Source organism: Variovorax sp. P4_D9, from assembly GCF_056401695.1.
Genome location: NZ_JBFUIU010000037.1, coordinates 19,624 through 36,050 on the forward strand (window position 1 = coordinate 19,624; position 16,427 = coordinate 36,050).

Sequence of the window (16,427 nt, forward strand, 5' to 3'; positions counted from 1 at the left end):
TAATCAGTTGAGGACAGAGCACGCTTCGCGTGGTCTGTCCCGCAATATCTCAGGTTTTTTCAACCTGGCTGAATTCGAGCTCGACAGGCGTCGCGCGGCCAAAAATCATGACCGACACGCGCACCTTGCTCTTCTCATAGTTGACTTCCTCGACCGTGCCGTTGAAGTCGGTGAACGGGCCTTCTTTGACGCGGACGAACTCGCCGACGATGAACTCCACTTTGTGACGGGGCTTTTCGGTGCCCTGCTGCATCTGGCCCACGATGTCCTCGACTTCCTTCTGGGAAATCGGGGCCGGGCGGTTCTTGGCGCCGCCGACGAAACCGGTCACCTTGTTGGTGTGCTTCACCAGGTGCCAGCTCTCGTCGTCCATGATCATCTCGACCAGGACGTAGCCCGGGAAGAAACGGCGCTCGGTGGTGCGCTTCTGGCCATTCTTGATCTCGACCACTTCTTCGGTCGGGACCAGGATGCGGCCGAACTTGCTCTGCATGCCGGCGCGGTTGATGCGCTCGAGGATGTTGCGCTCGACCGCCTTCTCCATGCCGGAATAGGCATGCACCACGTACCAGCGCAGATCCGGATTGGCGGCGGGCGCCAGCAACGGATGGATTTCCGGACTGGCTTCCGGCGTGGTTTCTGCTTCGACGGCTTCGTCAGTCATTATTTTCTCCAGCCCAGAATGAGGTCGAAAAACACCCATTCGAGCGTCTTGTCGGTAAGCCAAAGGAAGAGGGACATGATCGCCACGAAGGCGAACACGTAAGCCGTCATCTGGATCGCTTCCTTGCGGGTCGGCCAGACGACCTTCTTGACCTCGCGCCACGAATCGCGGCCGAAGGCCCACAACTGGCGGCCGCTCTCGGAGCTCCCGAAGGCGCCCACGGCAGCAGCCAGGCCGACCAGCAAAGCGACCCACTGCACCACGGCACCCTGGCGCGCGAGCAGATAGAACGCCACGATGGCGCCCACCGCCAGCACGGCGGCAGCAGCCAACTTGGCTTTGTCCGCGCCGGTGCTCACGGTTTCGATTTGAGAAGTGGCCATCTTGGGCTTTGTTCCTGCGGCCTTGCGGCCTTCAAATTCAATGCGTCTTCTGAGACGCCGAAGCCCGTCAGGCTGTGACGGGCTTTTTCTGCCTTCCCGTCAGGCTGCGACGGGCTGCTTTGGCGAAGCCACCTAAGTGGCAGGGGCAGTAGGAATCGAACCTACAACCTTCGGTTTTGGAGACCGACGCTCTGCCAATTGAGCTATACCCCTGTGGAATCCTTGATCAGACGTCCAGGATCTTCGCCACGACGCCCGAACCCACGGTGCGGCCGCCTTCACGGATGGCGAAGCGCAGGCCTTCTTCCATCGCGATCGGGTTGATCAGCTTGACCGTGATCGACACGTTGTCGCCCGGCATGACCATTTCCTTGTCCTTCGGCAGCTCGATCGCGCCGGTGACGTCGGTCGTGCGGAAGTAGAACTGCGGACGGTAGTTGTTGAAGAACGGCGTGTGACGGCCGCCTTCGTCCTTCGACAGAACGTACACCTCGGCGGTGAAGTGCGTGTGCGGCTTGATCGAGCCCGGCTTGCACAGGACTTGACCACGCTCGACTTCTTCGCGCTTCGTGCCGCGCAGCAGCACACCGACGTTGTCGCCGGCCTGGCCCTGGTCCAGCAGCTTGCGGAACATTTCAACGCCCGTGCAGGTGGTCTTGACCGTCGGGCGGATGCCCACGATCTCGATTTCCTCGCCGACCTTGATCACGCCGCGCTCGACCGCGCCCGTCACCACCGTGCCGCGACCCGAGATCGAGAACACGTCTTCCACAGGCATCAGGAAGGTGCCGTCCACGGCGCGCTCGGGCGTCGGGATGTAGGTGTCCAGCGCATCGGCCAGCTTCATGATGGCTTGCTCGCCCAGSGGGCCCTTGTCGCCTTCCAGCGCCAGCTTGGCCGARCCGTGGATGATCGGGGTGTCGTCGCCAGGGAACTCGTACTTGTCGAGCAGCTCGCGGACTTCCATTTCGACCAGCTCGAGCAGTTCGGCGTCGTCGACCATGTCGCACTTGTTCAGGAACACGATGATGTAGCCGACACCCACCTGGCGTGCCAGCAGGATGTGCTCGCGGGTCTGGGGCATCGGGCCGTCGGCGGCCGAGCACACCAGGATCGCGCCGTCCATCTGGGCGGCGCCGGTGATCATGTTCTTCACRTAGTCGGCGTGGCCCGGGCAGTCAACGTGCGCGTAGTGGCGGTTGGCCGTCTCGTACTCGACGTGCGCGGTGTTGATCGTGATGCCGCGTGCCTTTTCTTCCGGAGCCGCGTCGATCTGGTCGTAGGCCTTGGCTTCGCCGCCGAACTTGGCCGACAGCACGGTGGCAATCGCCGCCGTCAGCGTCGTCTTGCCATGGTCCACGTGACCGATCGTGCCCACGTTGACGTGCGGCTTCGTGCGGGTGAATTTTCCTTTTGCCATTTTCTATCCTTGAAAGAGCATTGCCCGTGTGAGGTTTAACGTCTGCACCCTGTTGCTGGTTCTCTCGCCACGGGCAACGAGAGGCACGGGGTCGCAGACAGAACGGGATTACTTCGAGCGCGAGGCGACGATGGCTTCTGCCACGTTGCGCGGGGCTTCGGAGTAGTGCTTGAATTCCATCGTGTACGTGGCGCGGCCTTGCGTGGCCGAGCGCAGCGTGGTCGAGTAGCCGAACATTTCCGACAGCGGGACTTCAGCCTTGATGAGCTTGCCGCCGCCGATCATGTCGTCCATGCCCTGCACCATGCCGCGACGCGACGACAGGTCGCCCATCACGTTGCCGGCGTAGTCTTCGGGGGTCTCGACTTCGACCGCCATCATCGGCTCGAGGATCACCGGCGAAGCCTTGCGGGCGCCTTCCTTGAAACCGAAGATCGCGGCCATCTTGAATGCCATTTCGTTCGAGTCCACGTCGTGGTACGAACCGAAGTGCAGCGTGACCTTCACGTCGACGACCGGGTAGCCGGCCAGCACGCCTTGTGTCAGCGCTTCGATCACGCCCTTTTCGACCGCCGGGATGTACTCGCGCGGCACCACGCCGCCCTTGATCGCATCGACGAACTCGAAGCCCTTGCCGGCTTCGTTCGGCTCGAGCTTGAGCACCACGTGACCGTACTGACCCTTGCCGCCCGACTGGCGAACGAACTTGCCTTCGGCATCTTCGACCGTCTTGCGGATGGTTTCGCGGTAGGCCACTTGTGGCTTGCCGACGTTGGCTTCGACGCCGAACTCGCGCTTCATGCGGTCGACGATGATTTCGAGGTGAAGCTCGCCCATGCCGGAGATGATGGTCTGGCCGGATTCTTCGTCGGAACGCACGCGGAACGACGGGTCTTCGGAGGCCAGGCGCTGCAGCGCGATGCCCATCTTTTCCTGGTCGGCCTTGGTCTTCGGCTCGACGGCCTGCGAGATCACGGGCTCGGGGAATTCCATGCGCTCGAGCGTGATGATGGCGTCCGGGTCGCACAGCGTTTCGCCGGTCGTGACGTCCTTCAGACCCACGCAAGCGGCGATGTCGCCGGCACGGATTTCGTCGATTTCGAGACGCTCGTTGGCGTGCATCTGCACGATACGGCCGATGCGCTCCTTCTTGCCCTTGACCGGGTTGTAAACGGTGTCGCCCTTGCTCAGCACGCCCGAGTAGACGCGCACGAAGGTCAGCTGGCCGACGTACGGGTCGGTCATGAGCTTGAATGCCAGCGCCGAGAACTTCTCTTCGTCGGCCGGCTTGCGGCTGGTTTCCTTCTCGTCGTCATCGGTGCCTTCGACCGGCGGAATGTCCATCGGCGAGGGCATCAGTTCGATCACTGCGTCGAGCATGCGCTGCACGCCCTTGTTCTTGAACGCGCTGCCGCACATCATCGGCTGGATCTCGCCGGCGATCGTGCGCGTGCGCAGGCCGAAGGTGATCTCGTCCTCGGAGAGGTCGCCCTCTTCGAGGTACTTGTTCATGAGCTCTTCCGACGCTTCGGCAGCGCTCTCGACCATCTTCTCGCGCCATTCCTTGGCGGACTCGAGCAGTTCGGCCGGGATCTCGCGGTAGTCGAACTTCATGCCTTGCGAAGCTTCATCCCAGTAGATGGCCTTCATCTTGCGCAAATCGACCACGCCCTGGAACTTGTCCTCGGCACCGATCGGGATCACGATCGGCACGGGGCTGGCCTTCAGACGGTCGACCATCATCTGGCGCACGCGGAAGAAGTTGGCACCGACCCGGTCCATCTTGTTGACAAACGCGAGACGCGGCACCTTGTACTTGTTGGCCTGGCGCCAGACGGTTTCGGACTGGGGCTGCACACCGCCGACCGAGTCGTACACCATCACGGCGCCGTCGAGCACGCGCATGGAACGCTCCACCTCGATGGTGAAGTCCACGTGGCCGGGGGTGTCGATGATGTTGATGCGGTGCTCGGGCATCGAGTGGTCCATGCCCTTCCAGAAGCAGGTCACGGCCGCCGAGGTGATCGTGATGCCGCGCTCTTGCTCCTGCTCCATCCAGTCGGTGGTGGCGGCGCCGTCATGCACCTCGCCCATCTTGTGGGTCACGCCGGTGTAGAACAGGATGCGTTCGGTGGTGGTCGTTTTGCCGGCGTCGATGTGCGCCGAGATACCGATGTTGCGGTAGCGCTCGATGGGGGTCTTGCGTGCCATGAAATTTACTCCGTTAACGGATGAAAGCCCGCCCACCGCTCTCGGTGGGTCGGGCTTCCAGCCTGTCTGATTTGGGGGGACGACTCTTAGAAGCGGAAGTGGCTGAAGGCCTTGTTGGCCTCGGCCATGCGGTGCACTTCATCGCGCTTCTTCATGGCGCCGCCACGACCTTCCGTTGCTTCCATGAGTTCGTTGGCCAGACGCAGGGCCATCGACTTTTCGCCGCGCTTGCGAGCGGCTTCCTTGATCCAGCGCATCGACAGCGCCAGACGACGGACCGGGCGCACTTCGACCGGCACCTGGTAGTTCGCGCCGCCGACGCGGCGCGACTTCACTTCGACCATCGGCTTCACGTTGTTGATGGCCATCGTGAAGGCTTCCAGCGGGTCCTTGCCCGGGTTCTTCTTCTCGATCTGGTCGAGCGCACCATAAATGATGCGCTCGGCGATCGCCTTCTTGCCGCCTTCCATGATCACGTTCATGAACTTCGACAGCTCGACATTGCCGTACTTCGGATCCGGCAGGATTTCACGTTTGGGGACTTCGCGACGACGTGGCATTTTTCTAACCTCTTTGCTTCAGTTGGCGCCGTTTCCGACACCGCGAGAGCCAACAAGAACTCTCACTTACTCGACCCAACATCGGGTCACTTCGTTCGATGCGCCGGCCAGGGCACTCGAACACCGCTGAATGAAAACCAGAAAGCCTTAGGCCTTCTTGGGACGCTTCGCGCCGTACTTGGAACGCGACTGCTTGCGGTCTTTCACGCCTTGCAGGTCGAGCGAACCGCGCACGATGTGGTAGCGAACACCGGGCAAGTCCTTGACACGACCGCCGCGAACCAGCACGACGCTGTGTTCCTGCAGGTTGTGGCCTTCGCCGCCGATGTAGGAAATGACTTCGAAGCCGTTGGTCAGGCGCACCTTGGCGACCTTACGCAGCGCCGAGTTCGGCTTTTTCGGGGTCGTGGTGTAGACCCGGGTGCAGACACCGCGACGTTGCGGCGAGTTCTGCATGGCAGGGCTCTTCGAATTGATCTTTTCGACCGTCCGACCCTGACGCACCAGTTGATTGATGGTTGGCATGAATGAATAAGTCCCAAAACTTCCCCGAAGACCCTAGGCGTGAACCGGCCAGACGGGGGAAACGACCAAGATTTGGTCGAAAACGTGAATCCCTTCGGATTTTCCGAAAAGCCCACGAGTATACAACACTCGCTCCCGGGTCGGGCTCACTTTGTGTAGCCCGGCCAGGGCGCTACTTGATCCAGAGGCGGACGGCGTCCCAGGCGCGGCCCAGAACACCGGCTTGCTGGACTGCGTCGAGCGCCACCAATGGCACCTCGGTCACGGGCTCGTCGCCCAGGGTGATCTTCAGCGAGCCGATCGGCTGGAACTTGGTGAAGGGCGCGACCAGCGGGTCGGGGCGCACCACCTGGGTMTTGATCTTGCTGGCGGCGCCGGCAGGCACGGCGACCACGATAGCCTCGGGCCGGCCCAGCTTGACGGTGTTTTCCTTGCCCTTCCAGACCGCGGGCGTGGCCACCGCCTCGTTGGCTTCGAACAAACGGACCGCGTCGAAGGCGGTGTAGCCCCAATTAAGCAGCTTCTGCGATTCGTTGGCGCGCACGTTCTCGCTGGAGGCGCCCAGCACGATCGACAACAGGCGGCGCCCGCCCGTCAGGTTCGGGAAGTCGCGCTTGGCGGTGACGATCATGCAGTAGCCCGCCGCCTGGGTATGGCCGGTCTTCAAGCCGTCGACGGTCGGGTCACGGAACAGCAGCAGATTGCGGTTGGTGTCGTTGGTCGACGGTGTGCCGGGGAAGCGGTACTTCTTGATTGAGTAGTAATGCACGTAGTCAGGGAAGTCGCGCATCAGGCGGGTGGCCAGGATGCTCAGGTCGCGCGCAGTGGTGCTGTGGCCCGGCTCGGGCAGGCCTTCGGGATTCTTGTAGCTCGTGTTGTTCATGCCGAGCGCCTTGGCCTGCGCGTTCATGAGCTCGACGAAATGCTCGACCGTACCGCCCACGCCCTCGGCCAGCGCCACCGTGGCGTCGTTGCCGGACTGCACGATCAGGCCCTTGACCAAGTCCTCGACCGGCACCTGCATCTTCGGGTCGATGAACATCCGCGAGCCCGGCATCTTCCAGGCCCGGACGCTGACCGGCAGCGTCTGCTCCAGGGTGATCTTCTTGGCGCGGAGGGCGTCGAAGACCAGGTAGGCCGACATCAACTTGGTCAGCGACGCCGGCTCGACCGGGCTGTCGATGTCCTTCTGGGCCAGCATCTGGTTTGCAGTGACATCCATCAACAGGAAACTGCGGGCGGCGATTTCGGGCGGTGCCGGCACCTGGGCTCCGGCGGCAAGACAGATCGAAGCGGCAGCGGCCACCGCGAACGCGCGCAGCGCTTCAACAAAACGATTCATGGACCGCGAGGAGACGAAAAAGACTAGCCCGCGCGCAGATGGCGGACGACAAGATTCTTGAGCAGGGGCAATTGTCCGTGAAAGAAATGGCCGCCCCCGGGAACGACTGTCACAGGAAGTGACTGCGGCCGCGCCCAGTCCATGACGGCAGCCAGCGGGACCGTGTCGTCATGCTCGCCGTGGACCACCAGCGCACGCTCGTGGGCCGCGGGCGGCAGCGTCGCGACCGAGAAGCGAGACGCCGCGGTGCCGACCAGCACCACGTGGTGGATGTCGCGCGTGGCCCAGAGCTTTTCGACCGCACAGCTGGCGACGAAAGCGCCAAAGGAAAAGCCGGCGATCGCCAGCGGGCCCTCGGGCGCCACTTGCTCGACCACCGCGCGCATGTCCTCGCATTCGCCGCGCCCTTCGTCGTGCACGCCTTCGCTGGCGCCGACACCGCGAAAATTGAAGCGCACCGCGGTCCAGCCGCAGGCGACGAAGGCGCGCGCCAGCGTCTGCACCACCTTGTTGTCCATGGTGCCGCCGAACAGCGGGTGCGGGTGCGCGATCACCGCCACGCCGAGCGCCGGCGAGCCGTCGGCGGCACGGTCGCGCAGCACTTCGATGGCGCCGGCGGCGCCCTGCATCTGGAGCTTCTCGGTCCGGGAGTTCATCGATGGCCGACCCTCAGCGTCCGACGTCGGGAGCCAGCAGGAGCCGTTCGACCACTTCGCCGTTCTTCAGGTGCGATTCGACGATTTCATCGATGTCGTCGGCATCGATAAAGGTGTACCAGACCGCCTCGGGATAGACCACCGCGACCGGGCCGCCCGCGCAGCGGTCCAGGCAGCCGGACTTGTTGACCCGGACCTTGCCGGGTCCGGCCAGTCCGGCCTCCCTGACGCGTGACTTGCAGCGGTCGAAGCCGGCCTGGGCCTCGTGCTTCGAACAGGAATCCTCGCCGGTCTTGCGTTCGTTCAGGCAGAAGAAGATGTGGCGGCCATAGTAGCCCGCCGACGGGGGAATGCTGGAACTCGACATCGGCTCATTCTATTGAGGCGGCGCTGCGGGCGCCCTGCGCGACAGCACGGCCAGCACGTAAGCAAGGGTTGCAAAGGGCCAGATCCAGCCCAGCCATTGCGCCAGGCCGTGGAAACGGATGAAGCGCCCCTGCTCCCAGGTCGCCAGCGTCTGGGCGAAGTACGCACTCTCGGGCGCCTGGTTCAGCAGGCTCAGGTGCACCACCAGGGCGATCAACAGCAGGGCTGCGCAAAAGCGCCGGGGAGCGCCCAGCAAGAGCACGCCGATGAACAGCGCGGCCGCGATCCCGACCTGCACCGGCAGGCTCAGCCAAGCCCAGGCGTGCGGCGGGCCGTAGCTCAGGGCCGCCGACAGCGCGGAGGCCGCCACCCCCGCCAGCAGGATCGACGGCAGCAGGATCGCTCGCCGGGCCACCGAGCGGGTGATCAGGAAGYCGAGCAGGCAAGGCACCAGCGCGCCCAGCATGACGCACAGCAGCTCGACGCCTGGCACGAGGGGCTCCAGTTCGAACTGGCGCACCGGCATCCATTCGATGAAGGGCGTGTCGACCAGCCAGTCGGCGATGGCGGCTTCGAGGCGCTCGAACACCTGGCCCAGGCCGAAGCTGACGGCGGCCGGAAACAGCAGCGCGATCGGCCACAGGGCCAGCAGCACCAGTCCCCCGCGCGAGTCGTCGACGAACCAGTTGGAGCGGGCCCGGTGCCAGTGCGCCACGGCGCCCAGGCGCTCGAGCACCGCCGCCAGCACCGCCCCGACCAGCGTGCCGGCGATGTTGAGTCCGAGATCGACATTGGAAGGAATGCGCGCCGGCAGGTAGCTCTGCAGCGTTTCCATGGCGAAGGAGATCGCGGCCCCGACCGCGGTGGCGCGAAGCACCGCGCGCACGACGCCGGTGGCCGGCCGATTGCGGATCACCGCGATCGCGGCGAGGAAGCCCAGCGGCATGTAGCCGACGACGTTGATGCCGAAGTCGAAGGCGGTCCAGTACTTAGGCCAGGGCGCCGCCAGGTAGGCCCAGGGCGCGATGCCCTGGTCGCGCCAGTCGGCGAAGGGATAGAGGCTGGCGTAGACGATCAGCGCCGCGTAGGCGAGCGCTAGGGGCAAGGCGACGGACTTGTGCTGCGTGGCCACCGCATTCAAAAGGGCTTGACCACCACCAGCACCACGATCGCGAGCAGCAGCAGCACCGGCAACTCGTTGAACCAGCGGTAGAAACGGTGACTGCGGCGGTCGGTCCCGGCGACGAAGCGGCGCAACAGCACGCCGCAGCCGTGGTGGTAGCCGATCGCCACCAGCACCAGCGCCAGCTTGGCGTGCATCCACCCGTTGCCCGGCCCGCGCCCGATGCCGTAGCCGAGCCAGAGCCAGAGGCCGAAGCCGAGCGCCGGCAGCGCCAGGAGGGTGGTGAAGCGAAACAGCTTTCGCGCCATCAGCAGCAGGCGGCTGCGCTCGGCGACCGATTCGGGCGCGACCATCGCCAGGTTGACGAAGATGCGCGGCAGATAGAACAGCCCGGCGAACCAACTGGCAATGAAGACGATGTGCAGCGATTTGACCCAAAGCATGGCGGCAGTTTAGTGGGCGCGTACGGGCCGCAAGGTCGCGGCCGCCCGCCATCGGACGCGCAAAAAAAAGCCCGACGTCAAAACGCCGGGCTGAGAAGCCCTTTTGCTGTCACACATCAAGGCACCCGCTCAGGGAGGAAAAGCGGGGAGCGGCAAGCCGCCCAAGACAGAATTTAACAAAGGCAAAACAACCTATCAAGCAACGACAGCGTTTTTTTGAACTTATGGCTAAAACACCTAGTACCAACCACTTCGTTTTCCGTTCACCCCTGCACAAGAAGAAGACAGACGATTGCCAAGCTCGTCTTTCCCAGGCGGCACAGTGCTCTTGGGGCACAATTTTCGACATGACCATCCACGCCCCTTTCCCCGCGGGCCGGCCGCGCCGCTTGCGCCGGGACGCCTTCACGCGAAACCTGGTACGTGAGCATTCGCTCTCGGCCCATGATCTGATCTATCCGGTATTCGTCCAGGAGGGAGAAACGCGGCGCGACGCAGTGGCGTCCATGCCGGGCGTGGAAAGGCTGAGTCTCGACCTGCTGCTGCCGGTGGCCGAGCAGTGCGTAGCGCTCGGCGTTCCGGTGATGGCGCTGTTCCCGGTCATCGATGTCCGGCTGAAGACGCCCGGCGGCGACGAAGCCTTCAACCCTGAGGGCCTGATTCCTCGGGTGGTGGCCGCGCTCAAGTCGCGCTTTCCCGAACTGGGCGTGATGACCGACGTGGCGCTGGACCCATACACCAGCCACGGGCAGGACGGACTGCTCGACGACAGCGGCTACATCCTCAACGACCCGACGGTCGAGGTGCTGGTCAAGCAGGCGCTCGCACAGTCGCGCGCCGGCGTCGACATCGTGGCACCGAGCGACATGATGGACGGCCGGATCGGCGCGATTCGCAACGCGCTCGAGGCGCGTGGCGACATCCATACGCGGATCATGGCCTACAGCGCCAAGTACGCGAGCGCCTTCTACGGCCCCTTCCGCGATGCCGTCGGCTCGGCCGCCAACCTCGGCAAGAGCAACAAGAAGGTCTACCAGATGGATCCGGGCAACAGCGACGAGGCGCTGCGCGAGGTCGCGATCGACATCGCCGAGGGCGCCGACATGGTGATGGTGAAGCCCGGAATGCCCTACCTGGACATCGTGCGTCGGGTGAAGGATGAGTTCCGGGTTCCGACTTTCGCCTACCAGGTGAGCGGCGAGTACGCGATGCTGAAGGCCGCGGCGCAGAACGGCTGGCTGGACCACGACGCCGTGATGCTCGAAAGCCTGCTGGCCTTCAAGCGCGCAGGGGCCGACGGAGTGCTGACCTATTTCGCGCTAGATGCCGCCCGGCTGCTGAAACAGCCCTGAGGTCGGCCCTCCATGCGCATCTTCAAGATCGACGGCACGCAGGTCACCGAGCACGACGGGCTGGCGCCGATGGCGGCGCCGGGGGCCTGCGAGCGGGGCTATCTGTGGCTGTCGCTGACCCGCGAGGAGTTCCAGTCCTCGCTGCCGCAGGTGCAGGAGGTGCTGCAGGCGCTGTGCGGCACCCTGCTGCTTGACCTCCACGTGAGCGACCTGGTCAACGACCAGTTGCCCTCGCGTTTCGACTACACCTCGCAGTACGACCTGTTGGTGTTCCGCCGGCTGGCCGCATCCAACGGGAAGGCGCCGGCGCCGAAGCCCGACGAGCCCGCCCGCGGCGGCCCCAGCGTGCTGCGCCGGGTCGACACGCGCCCGGTGGGCTTCGCGGTGTTCGACCGCGTCCTGCTGTCGGTGCACCCGGAGGACGGCAGCGTGCGCGATACCTTCGCGGCCAAGTTGCTGGCCGCCGCCGCACCGGCCGAACGCGGCCGCAGCCCGGTCCCGGCGCTGGATGTCCGCGCGGTCTCCGCCCGCATTCCCTCGGGCCCGGCCGACCTGATGCTGCGGGTGATCAATCAGATCGTCGACGCCTACCTCGACCTGCGGCGCGAACTGACCCGCCAGCTCGACCACTGGCAGGCAGAACTGATCGACCCGCACAGCCGCTTCACCAACTGGAGCGCGCTGATGGACTCCCGCCAGTCGCTCTACCACCTCGACGAGATCTGCGAAGACCAGCGCGCGGCGATCCAGGACTGGATCGATTCGCTCGAGACCCTGCCGCCGGCGGCCGGCAGCACCGAGCAGCGCGAGCGCGAACTGGTCATGGTGCGCAGCCGCGACGTGCTCGAGCACATCGAGCGCGTGGTGCACCATGTTCGGCGGCTCGAGCAGAATGCCGAGACTGCGGTCCAGATGCATTTCAGCGTCCAGGGCCACCGCGCCAACGACATCATGCGGGTGCTGACCGCGCTGACCGCGGTCTTCCTGCCGCTGAACCTGATCGCCGGCATCTTCGGCATGAATTTCGAATTCATCCCGCTGGTGCACAAGGCCGATGGCTTCTGGATCGCGATGGGGTCGATGGGCGTGATCGCGGTCGTCCTGGTCGTAGTCTTCTGGCGCAAGCGCTACCTGGCCCGAACCCGCTGATCCATTGAAAAAGCCGGACGGTGCTCGCGCACCTTCCGGCTTCGGGTCAGGCAGACGCCGGGCTTACTTGGCCGTGGCGGCGCCTTCCTTCTCGGCTTGCACGCGCGGCTCGGCCGACTTGTTCATGGTCGAAATCACGCGGCTGTTGACGCGCGAACCGGCGCTGACGTTCTGGTCGGGCGCGCTGGCAGTGGCGATGGCCTGGGCCCGCACGGCCTCGGGATTGGCGACCGGGTTGAAAGGCTCGGCACCGCGCGAACCGCGCACCACGTTCTGGTTCGGTGCGGCGGCGGTGCGGACAGCTTCGGCGCTGACTTCGTCGCGGCTCTTGGCCGAGACGCCGTTGTGCACGCCGTCGTAGCTCTCGGCCTGCGCGCCGGCGGCAGCGAGGAAGGACAGGGCGGCAGCGGCGAGGATATGGGAGGTCTTCATTTCAGTTCCTTTGGATTCTTCGAAGTTGGTTTCAAACCAGGCTCGCTGTCGCTGGCCTGTGCGAGCGAGTGTCGAACGGAATCCCTAGGGGGAAACACTTAGAAAAGAGACACGGCGTTTCCTTAATCGAAACAATGACGATTCCCACAGCCGCCAAACAAAAAGCCGGGCCGCGCTTTCGCACGGCCCGGCTTTCGACCGGAAACGGCGTGGATCAGAGACCGGCGCGCTGGGTCACCGGGCGGGCGATGTTGTATTGCGACGGCACCACGCTGTTCACGAAGGCCTTGCGATCCAGGTTCTGGTTTGGCTCATGGGCGGTGGCCACGGCCTGCGAGCGGACGACCTCACGGTCGGCCGAAGCGGTCAGCGCCGGGGCGACGCGCGAGGACACGCCGTCCGCATACGGGTTCTCGCTGCGGGCCGCGACCACGGCCTGGGCGTTCACTTCGGCGCGGCTGGCGGCCGACACCGGAGCTTGCACGCCTTCATAGGTTTCGGCCTGGGCGCCGGCAGCGGCCAGGATCGACAGGGCGGCAGCGGCAATGATCTGCGAGGTCTTCATTCGAATGTCCTTCGTTGTGGTGGAGAGAAAAGCTCAGTGGGATAGAGTCTGCCTCGGATTTCTAAGTAGAAACCCTATAAAAACGAATCACCGTGTTCATCAAACGGAAACAATGGAGTGCCATGGACGGTCTGGAACTGCTCAAAACCTTTCGAGAAGTCGCCTTGCGCGGCAGCTTCTCGCGCGCCTCCCACTCGCTCGGAATGTCGAAGGCCAACACCAGCAAGTACGTTGCGCAGCTGGAGACCCGCTTCGGCGTCCGCTTGCTGAACCGCTCGACGCGCTCGGTTAGCCTGACCGATGCCGGCCACCTGCTGCTCGAGCGCAGCAAGCCGCTGCTGGAGATGATCGAGCGGACCGAGTCCGAACTGCAGGGGCACGCCGGGCACCCGCGCGGCCGGGTGCGGGTCACGGCGCCTCACGGGCTGGGACAAAGCAGCTTCTCGGGCCTGATCGGCGAATTCATGATCACCTATCCCGACGTCCACGTGAGCCTGCACCTGAGCAACCGGGTGATCGACCTGGTCGAGGAAGGCGTCGATGTCGCCTTGCGGCTGGGCCGCATCCGCGACGAGAACGTGATCGTGCGGCGGTTGCGCCTGATGGACCTGGCCCTTTGCGCGGCACCGACCTACTGGGCCCGGCGCGGCATGCCGAAGAAGCCCGACGACATGCGCCGGCACGACGTCCTGACCTATTCGCTCGCGGGCGGCGGACCGCAACTTCCGTTCGAGGTCGACGGCCAGCCCTACAGCGTGCCGGTCACCAGCCGCATGGATGCCAATGACGCCGCACCGCTGGTCGGCGTGGCGCTGGCCGGGCTCGGGGCCGTCTGCGTGCCGATGATCATGGCGCAGCAGCACATCGAACGCGGCGCACTGGTGCCTGTACTGAGGGAATTCATGCCGCGCGATCTCTGGCTGTACGCGGCGTACTCGCAACGCCGCCACAACAGCGCCGCGCTGCGGGCGCTGCTGGATTTTCTCGAGGCAAGGGTGCGCGACCCCGAGCCGGCGGCTACCTGATGCCGAAGATCGCCGCCGCGTTGCCCCAGGCGATGCGCTGCGCGACTTCCGGCGGCAGGTCGCCGAGCCAGCTGCGGTAGCCGCGCATGATCTCGTCGTAGGCGCTCCAGCGCTGGTTGACCCAGGTGTCGGAACCGACGAGGAAGCGGTCGGGGTATTTCAGGATCAGCGCGCGCCACTCGGGGCATAGCTTGCCGCCATCGCAGGTGAGTCCGGGCCGGTACGACAACTCGCCCATCAGCAGCGGATAGCGCTCGAGCAGCGCCTGGACCCGCTCGATCGGCGGGCCGCCGATGCCGGTGTGGGCCCAGATCAGGCGCAGCGCCCGGCCCTTGGAAGGCGCATGGGCCATCAGCAGGTCGATTGCGACGTCGTCCACGTGCGCCAGCACCGCGAGCTGCTTCTGTTCCGCCAGGACGATGAGTTTCCGTGCAACAGGCCCGTTGGCATTGGCGCTGTCGTAGAGATGGAACTCGCCCAGTCCCCTGTAAGGCCCGCTCGCCGTTCCGCGGGCCAGCTCCGCCTGCACCATCTCGTAGATGCTGTCGTCGCGGAACCAGTTTCCGTAGTCGTCTCGGTTGCGGTAGAGCCGCACGAAGGGCACCACCGCCACGCCGGCTTCGCGCGCCTCGCGGGCCGCCGCAAGGGTCTGCGTGCCGGCATTGGGGCGCGAGTTGGCGACGATCGCCTTGACGCCGTTGCGCTGCATGCGCGCCAGCGCCTCGGCCGGCGGATATGGCCCGGTGTTGCCGTCCCAGGCCTCCTGGTTGTAGTGCAGGTGGGTGTCGAAAAGCGGGCCGGCATAGTCGGCCGACCAGGCGCTCGACGCCAGCAGCGCCGCCGCCAGCGCGAACGGCGCGAAGCGACAGCGCCTGCCAGCCACGGCCCGCCGCCCCGCTCAGCCGAGGTGCTTGGCGAAGAAGGCCAGGGTGCGCTCCTTCGCGAGCTTGGCGGCTGCCGCGTCGTAGGATCCGCGCTGGTCGCAGTTGAAGCCGTGGCCGCATTCGTAGACGTGCACCTCGACCTCGGGGTGCGCCTTCTTGAAGGCGTCGACGGTCTCGAGCGGAATCCAGTGGTCGTTGTTGCCGAAATGGACCAGCACCGGCACCTTGGGTTTGCGCGCGCTTTCCTCCGGGCTGGTCATGCCCCCGCCGTAGTACGGAGCGGCCGCAGCCAGGCCCGTCACCTCGGCCGCCGCGCGCCAGGTCAGCAGCCCGCCCCAGCAGTAGCCCACGATGCCGACCTTGCCGGCCCGCGCAGCGTAGTCGACCGCGGCCTGGAGGTCCTGCAGCACGCCCGGTGCGGGCAGCGCCTCGACCGCGGTCTTGAGCCCGAAGCCGGCCTTCATGTCGTCTTCGGTGTAACCCAGATCGACGCCATGCTTCACGCGGTGGAAGGTGGCCGGCGCCACCGCCAGGTAGCCCTCGGCCGCATAGCCGTCGGCCACCGAGCGGATGTGCGAGTTGACGCCGAAGATCTCCTGCACCACGACCACCGCGCCCTTCGGCTTGCCCGCCGGCTCGGCGAAGTAGGCGGGAAAGGTGAAACCGTCCTTGGCGGTGAGATCGATGAATTGACCCATGGTCATGCTCCTTGAATGGATGGTTGTTGCTTTTTCAATGCGCGTTCGACGAAATCGAGCCGGTCCTGGCCCCAGAAGATCTCGCCGTCGATCACGTAGCTCGGGGCGCCGAAGACCTTGGCGTCGATGGCCTGCTGGGTGTAGTCCTCATAGCGCTCCTGCACCGCCTGGCTCTGCGCCTGGTCGACCCGGCGCGCGTCGAGGCTGCATTCTGCCGCCACTGTCTCGAGCACCTTCGGGTCGGCAATGTTGCGCTCCTGCACCCAGACCGCCGCGAACACCGCGCCGCAGAGTTTCATCGCGGCCTCGGTGCCATCGTGCAGGTCGGCGGCGATGATCAGCCGGGCCGCGTCGTCGCTGGCGACCGGGAAGAACTTGGGCTTGGGGTTGAGCTCGATGTCGAGGTACTTCGAGAAACGCGCCAGGTCGACCAGGCGATAGGCCTGCCGCTGCGGCGCCCGCTTGCCGAGCGGCAATCCGCCCGAGACCGGGAACACGGCGCCGAAATCGATCGGCCGGATGCGCACCGTGGCGCCGGCGGCCTTCGCGATGGCGGCGAAGCGCGCATGGCCGAGGTAGGTCCAGGGGCTTTGCGGCGTGAAGTAGTAGTCGATGGTGCGGCTCAAGAG

19 protein-coding genes and 1 tRNA gene are annotated in these 16,427 nt (G+C 65.2%); 3 read left to right on the forward strand and 17 right to left on the reverse strand.

The genetic code is table 11. The features are described from left to right. Positions 1-49 precede the first annotated feature (49 nt). From nusG to AC1DY5_RS06640, 12 genes are all read right to left on the reverse strand, one after another. Positions 50-664, reverse strand: a complete 615-nt coding sequence (gene nusG / locus AC1DY5_RS06585; RefSeq protein ID WP_478109914.1) for a transcription termination/antitermination protein NusG — start codon at positions 662-664, stop codon at positions 50-52. Continuing rightward, complete coding sequence (gene secE, locus AC1DY5_RS06590) at positions 664-1,047, reverse strand: preprotein translocase subunit SecE (RefSeq protein WP_478109876.1); 384 nt, start codon at positions 1,045-1,047, stop codon at positions 664-666. The genes nusG and secE overlap by 1 nt, the downstream gene beginning before the upstream one ends. Before the next feature lie 137 nt (positions 1,048-1,184). Further along, positions 1,185-1,260, reverse strand: a tRNA-Trp gene (locus AC1DY5_RS06595). A gap of 13 nt (positions 1,261-1,273) precedes the next feature. Continuing rightward, entirely contained in the window at positions 1,274-2,467 is a 1,194-nt protein-coding gene (tuf, locus tag AC1DY5_RS06600; protein ID WP_478109879.1) for an elongation factor Tu, read from the reverse strand. A gap of 108 nt (positions 2,468-2,575) precedes the next feature. Continuing rightward, a complete protein-coding gene (gene fusA / locus AC1DY5_RS06605; RefSeq protein ID WP_478109881.1) occupies positions 2,576-4,678 on the reverse strand; it encodes an elongation factor G in 2,103 nt (700 codons plus the stop codon). 86 nt (positions 4,679-4,764) lie between these two features. Continuing rightward, the gene (gene rpsG, locus AC1DY5_RS06610; protein ID WP_478109883.1) at positions 4,765-5,238 is read right to left on the reverse strand and encodes a 30S ribosomal protein S7; all 474 of its coding nucleotides are present in this window, start codon (positions 5,236-5,238) and stop codon (positions 4,765-4,767) included. A gap of 147 nt (positions 5,239-5,385) precedes the next feature. After that, a complete protein-coding gene (gene rpsL / locus AC1DY5_RS06615) occupies positions 5,386-5,763 on the reverse strand; it encodes a 30S ribosomal protein S12 (RefSeq protein ID WP_013543948.1) in 378 nt (125 codons plus the stop codon). Positions 5,764-5,935: 172 nt separating this feature from the next. Beyond that, positions 5,936-7,105 carry a D-alanyl-D-alanine carboxypeptidase family protein gene (locus tag AC1DY5_RS06620; RefSeq protein WP_478109886.1) on the reverse strand — a complete coding sequence of 390 codons (1,170 nt, stop codon included), beginning with the start codon at positions 7,103-7,105 and terminating at the stop codon, positions 5,936-5,938. Positions 7,106-7,128: 23 nt separating this feature from the next. Further along, positions 7,129-7,761 carry an alpha/beta hydrolase gene (locus tag AC1DY5_RS06625; RefSeq protein WP_478109888.1) on the reverse strand — a complete coding sequence of 211 codons (633 nt, stop codon included), beginning with the start codon at positions 7,759-7,761 and terminating at the stop codon, positions 7,129-7,131. Positions 7,762-7,774: 13 nt separating this feature from the next. Further along, positions 7,775-8,128: a (2Fe-2S) ferredoxin domain-containing protein gene (locus tag AC1DY5_RS06630; RefSeq protein ID WP_478109890.1), complete on the reverse strand. Its 354-nt coding sequence runs from the start codon at positions 8,126-8,128 to the stop codon at positions 7,775-7,777. A 9-nt stretch (positions 8,129-8,137) separates the two neighbouring features. After that, on the reverse strand, positions 8,138-9,259 hold the full coding sequence (locus tag AC1DY5_RS06635) for a VanZ family protein (RefSeq protein ID WP_478109891.1): 1,122 nt from the start codon (positions 9,257-9,259) through the stop codon (positions 8,138-8,140). A 5-nt stretch (positions 9,260-9,264) separates the two neighbouring features. Further along, positions 9,265-9,693 (reverse strand): CopD family protein, encoded by a 429-nt coding sequence (locus AC1DY5_RS06640; RefSeq protein WP_478109893.1) that lies wholly within the window; start codon positions 9,691-9,693, stop codon positions 9,265-9,267. 347 nt (positions 9,694-10,040) lie between these two features. Here AC1DY5_RS06640 and hemB point away from each other — a divergent pair, with 347 nt between their 5' ends. Further along, the gene (gene hemB / locus AC1DY5_RS06645; RefSeq protein WP_478109896.1) at positions 10,041-11,045 is read left to right on the forward strand and encodes a porphobilinogen synthase; all 1,005 of its coding nucleotides are present in this window, start codon (positions 10,041-10,043) and stop codon (positions 11,043-11,045) included. A 12-nt stretch (positions 11,046-11,057) separates the two neighbouring features. Beyond that, positions 11,058-12,194 carry a magnesium transporter CorA family protein gene (locus tag AC1DY5_RS06650; protein ID WP_478109898.1) on the forward strand — a complete coding sequence of 379 codons (1,137 nt, stop codon included), beginning with the start codon at positions 11,058-11,060 and terminating at the stop codon, positions 12,192-12,194. Between the two features lie 63 nt (positions 12,195-12,257). Here the strand turns inward: AC1DY5_RS06650 and AC1DY5_RS06655 are convergent, their stop codons facing one another. Then, on the reverse strand, positions 12,258-12,626 hold the full coding sequence (locus AC1DY5_RS06655) for a DUF4148 domain-containing protein (RefSeq protein ID WP_478109902.1): 369 nt from the start codon (positions 12,624-12,626) through the stop codon (positions 12,258-12,260). 214 nt (positions 12,627-12,840) lie between these two features. Beyond that, entirely contained in the window at positions 12,841-13,191 is a 351-nt protein-coding gene (locus AC1DY5_RS06660) for an alpha/beta hydrolase (RefSeq protein WP_478109904.1), read from the reverse strand. Between the two features lie 122 nt (positions 13,192-13,313). Here AC1DY5_RS06660 and AC1DY5_RS06665 point away from each other — a divergent pair, with 122 nt between their 5' ends. Next, positions 13,314-14,216, forward strand: a complete 903-nt coding sequence (locus AC1DY5_RS06665) for a LysR family transcriptional regulator (protein WP_478109907.1) — start codon at positions 13,314-13,316, stop codon at positions 14,214-14,216. Here the strand turns inward: AC1DY5_RS06665 and AC1DY5_RS06670 are convergent. From AC1DY5_RS06670 to AC1DY5_RS06680, 3 genes are read right to left on the reverse strand one after another with little or no spacing between them, the layout of a single operon-like run. Beyond that, the gene (locus AC1DY5_RS06670) at positions 14,209-15,099 is read right to left on the reverse strand and encodes an amidohydrolase family protein (protein WP_478109910.1); all 891 of its coding nucleotides are present in this window, start codon (positions 15,097-15,099) and stop codon (positions 14,209-14,211) included. The two genes, AC1DY5_RS06665 and AC1DY5_RS06670, sit on opposite strands and share 8 nt — an antisense overlap. Positions 15,100-15,114: 15 nt before the next feature. After that, a complete protein-coding gene (locus AC1DY5_RS06675) occupies positions 15,115-15,798 on the reverse strand; it encodes a dienelactone hydrolase family protein (RefSeq protein WP_478109912.1) in 684 nt (227 codons plus the stop codon). 2 nt (positions 15,799-15,800) lie between these two features. Beyond that, the gene (locus tag AC1DY5_RS06680) at positions 15,801-16,424 is read right to left on the reverse strand and encodes a DsbA family protein (protein ID WP_478109916.1); all 624 of its coding nucleotides are present in this window, start codon (positions 16,422-16,424) and stop codon (positions 15,801-15,803) included. Between the last annotated feature and the right edge of the window lie 3 nt (positions 16,425-16,427).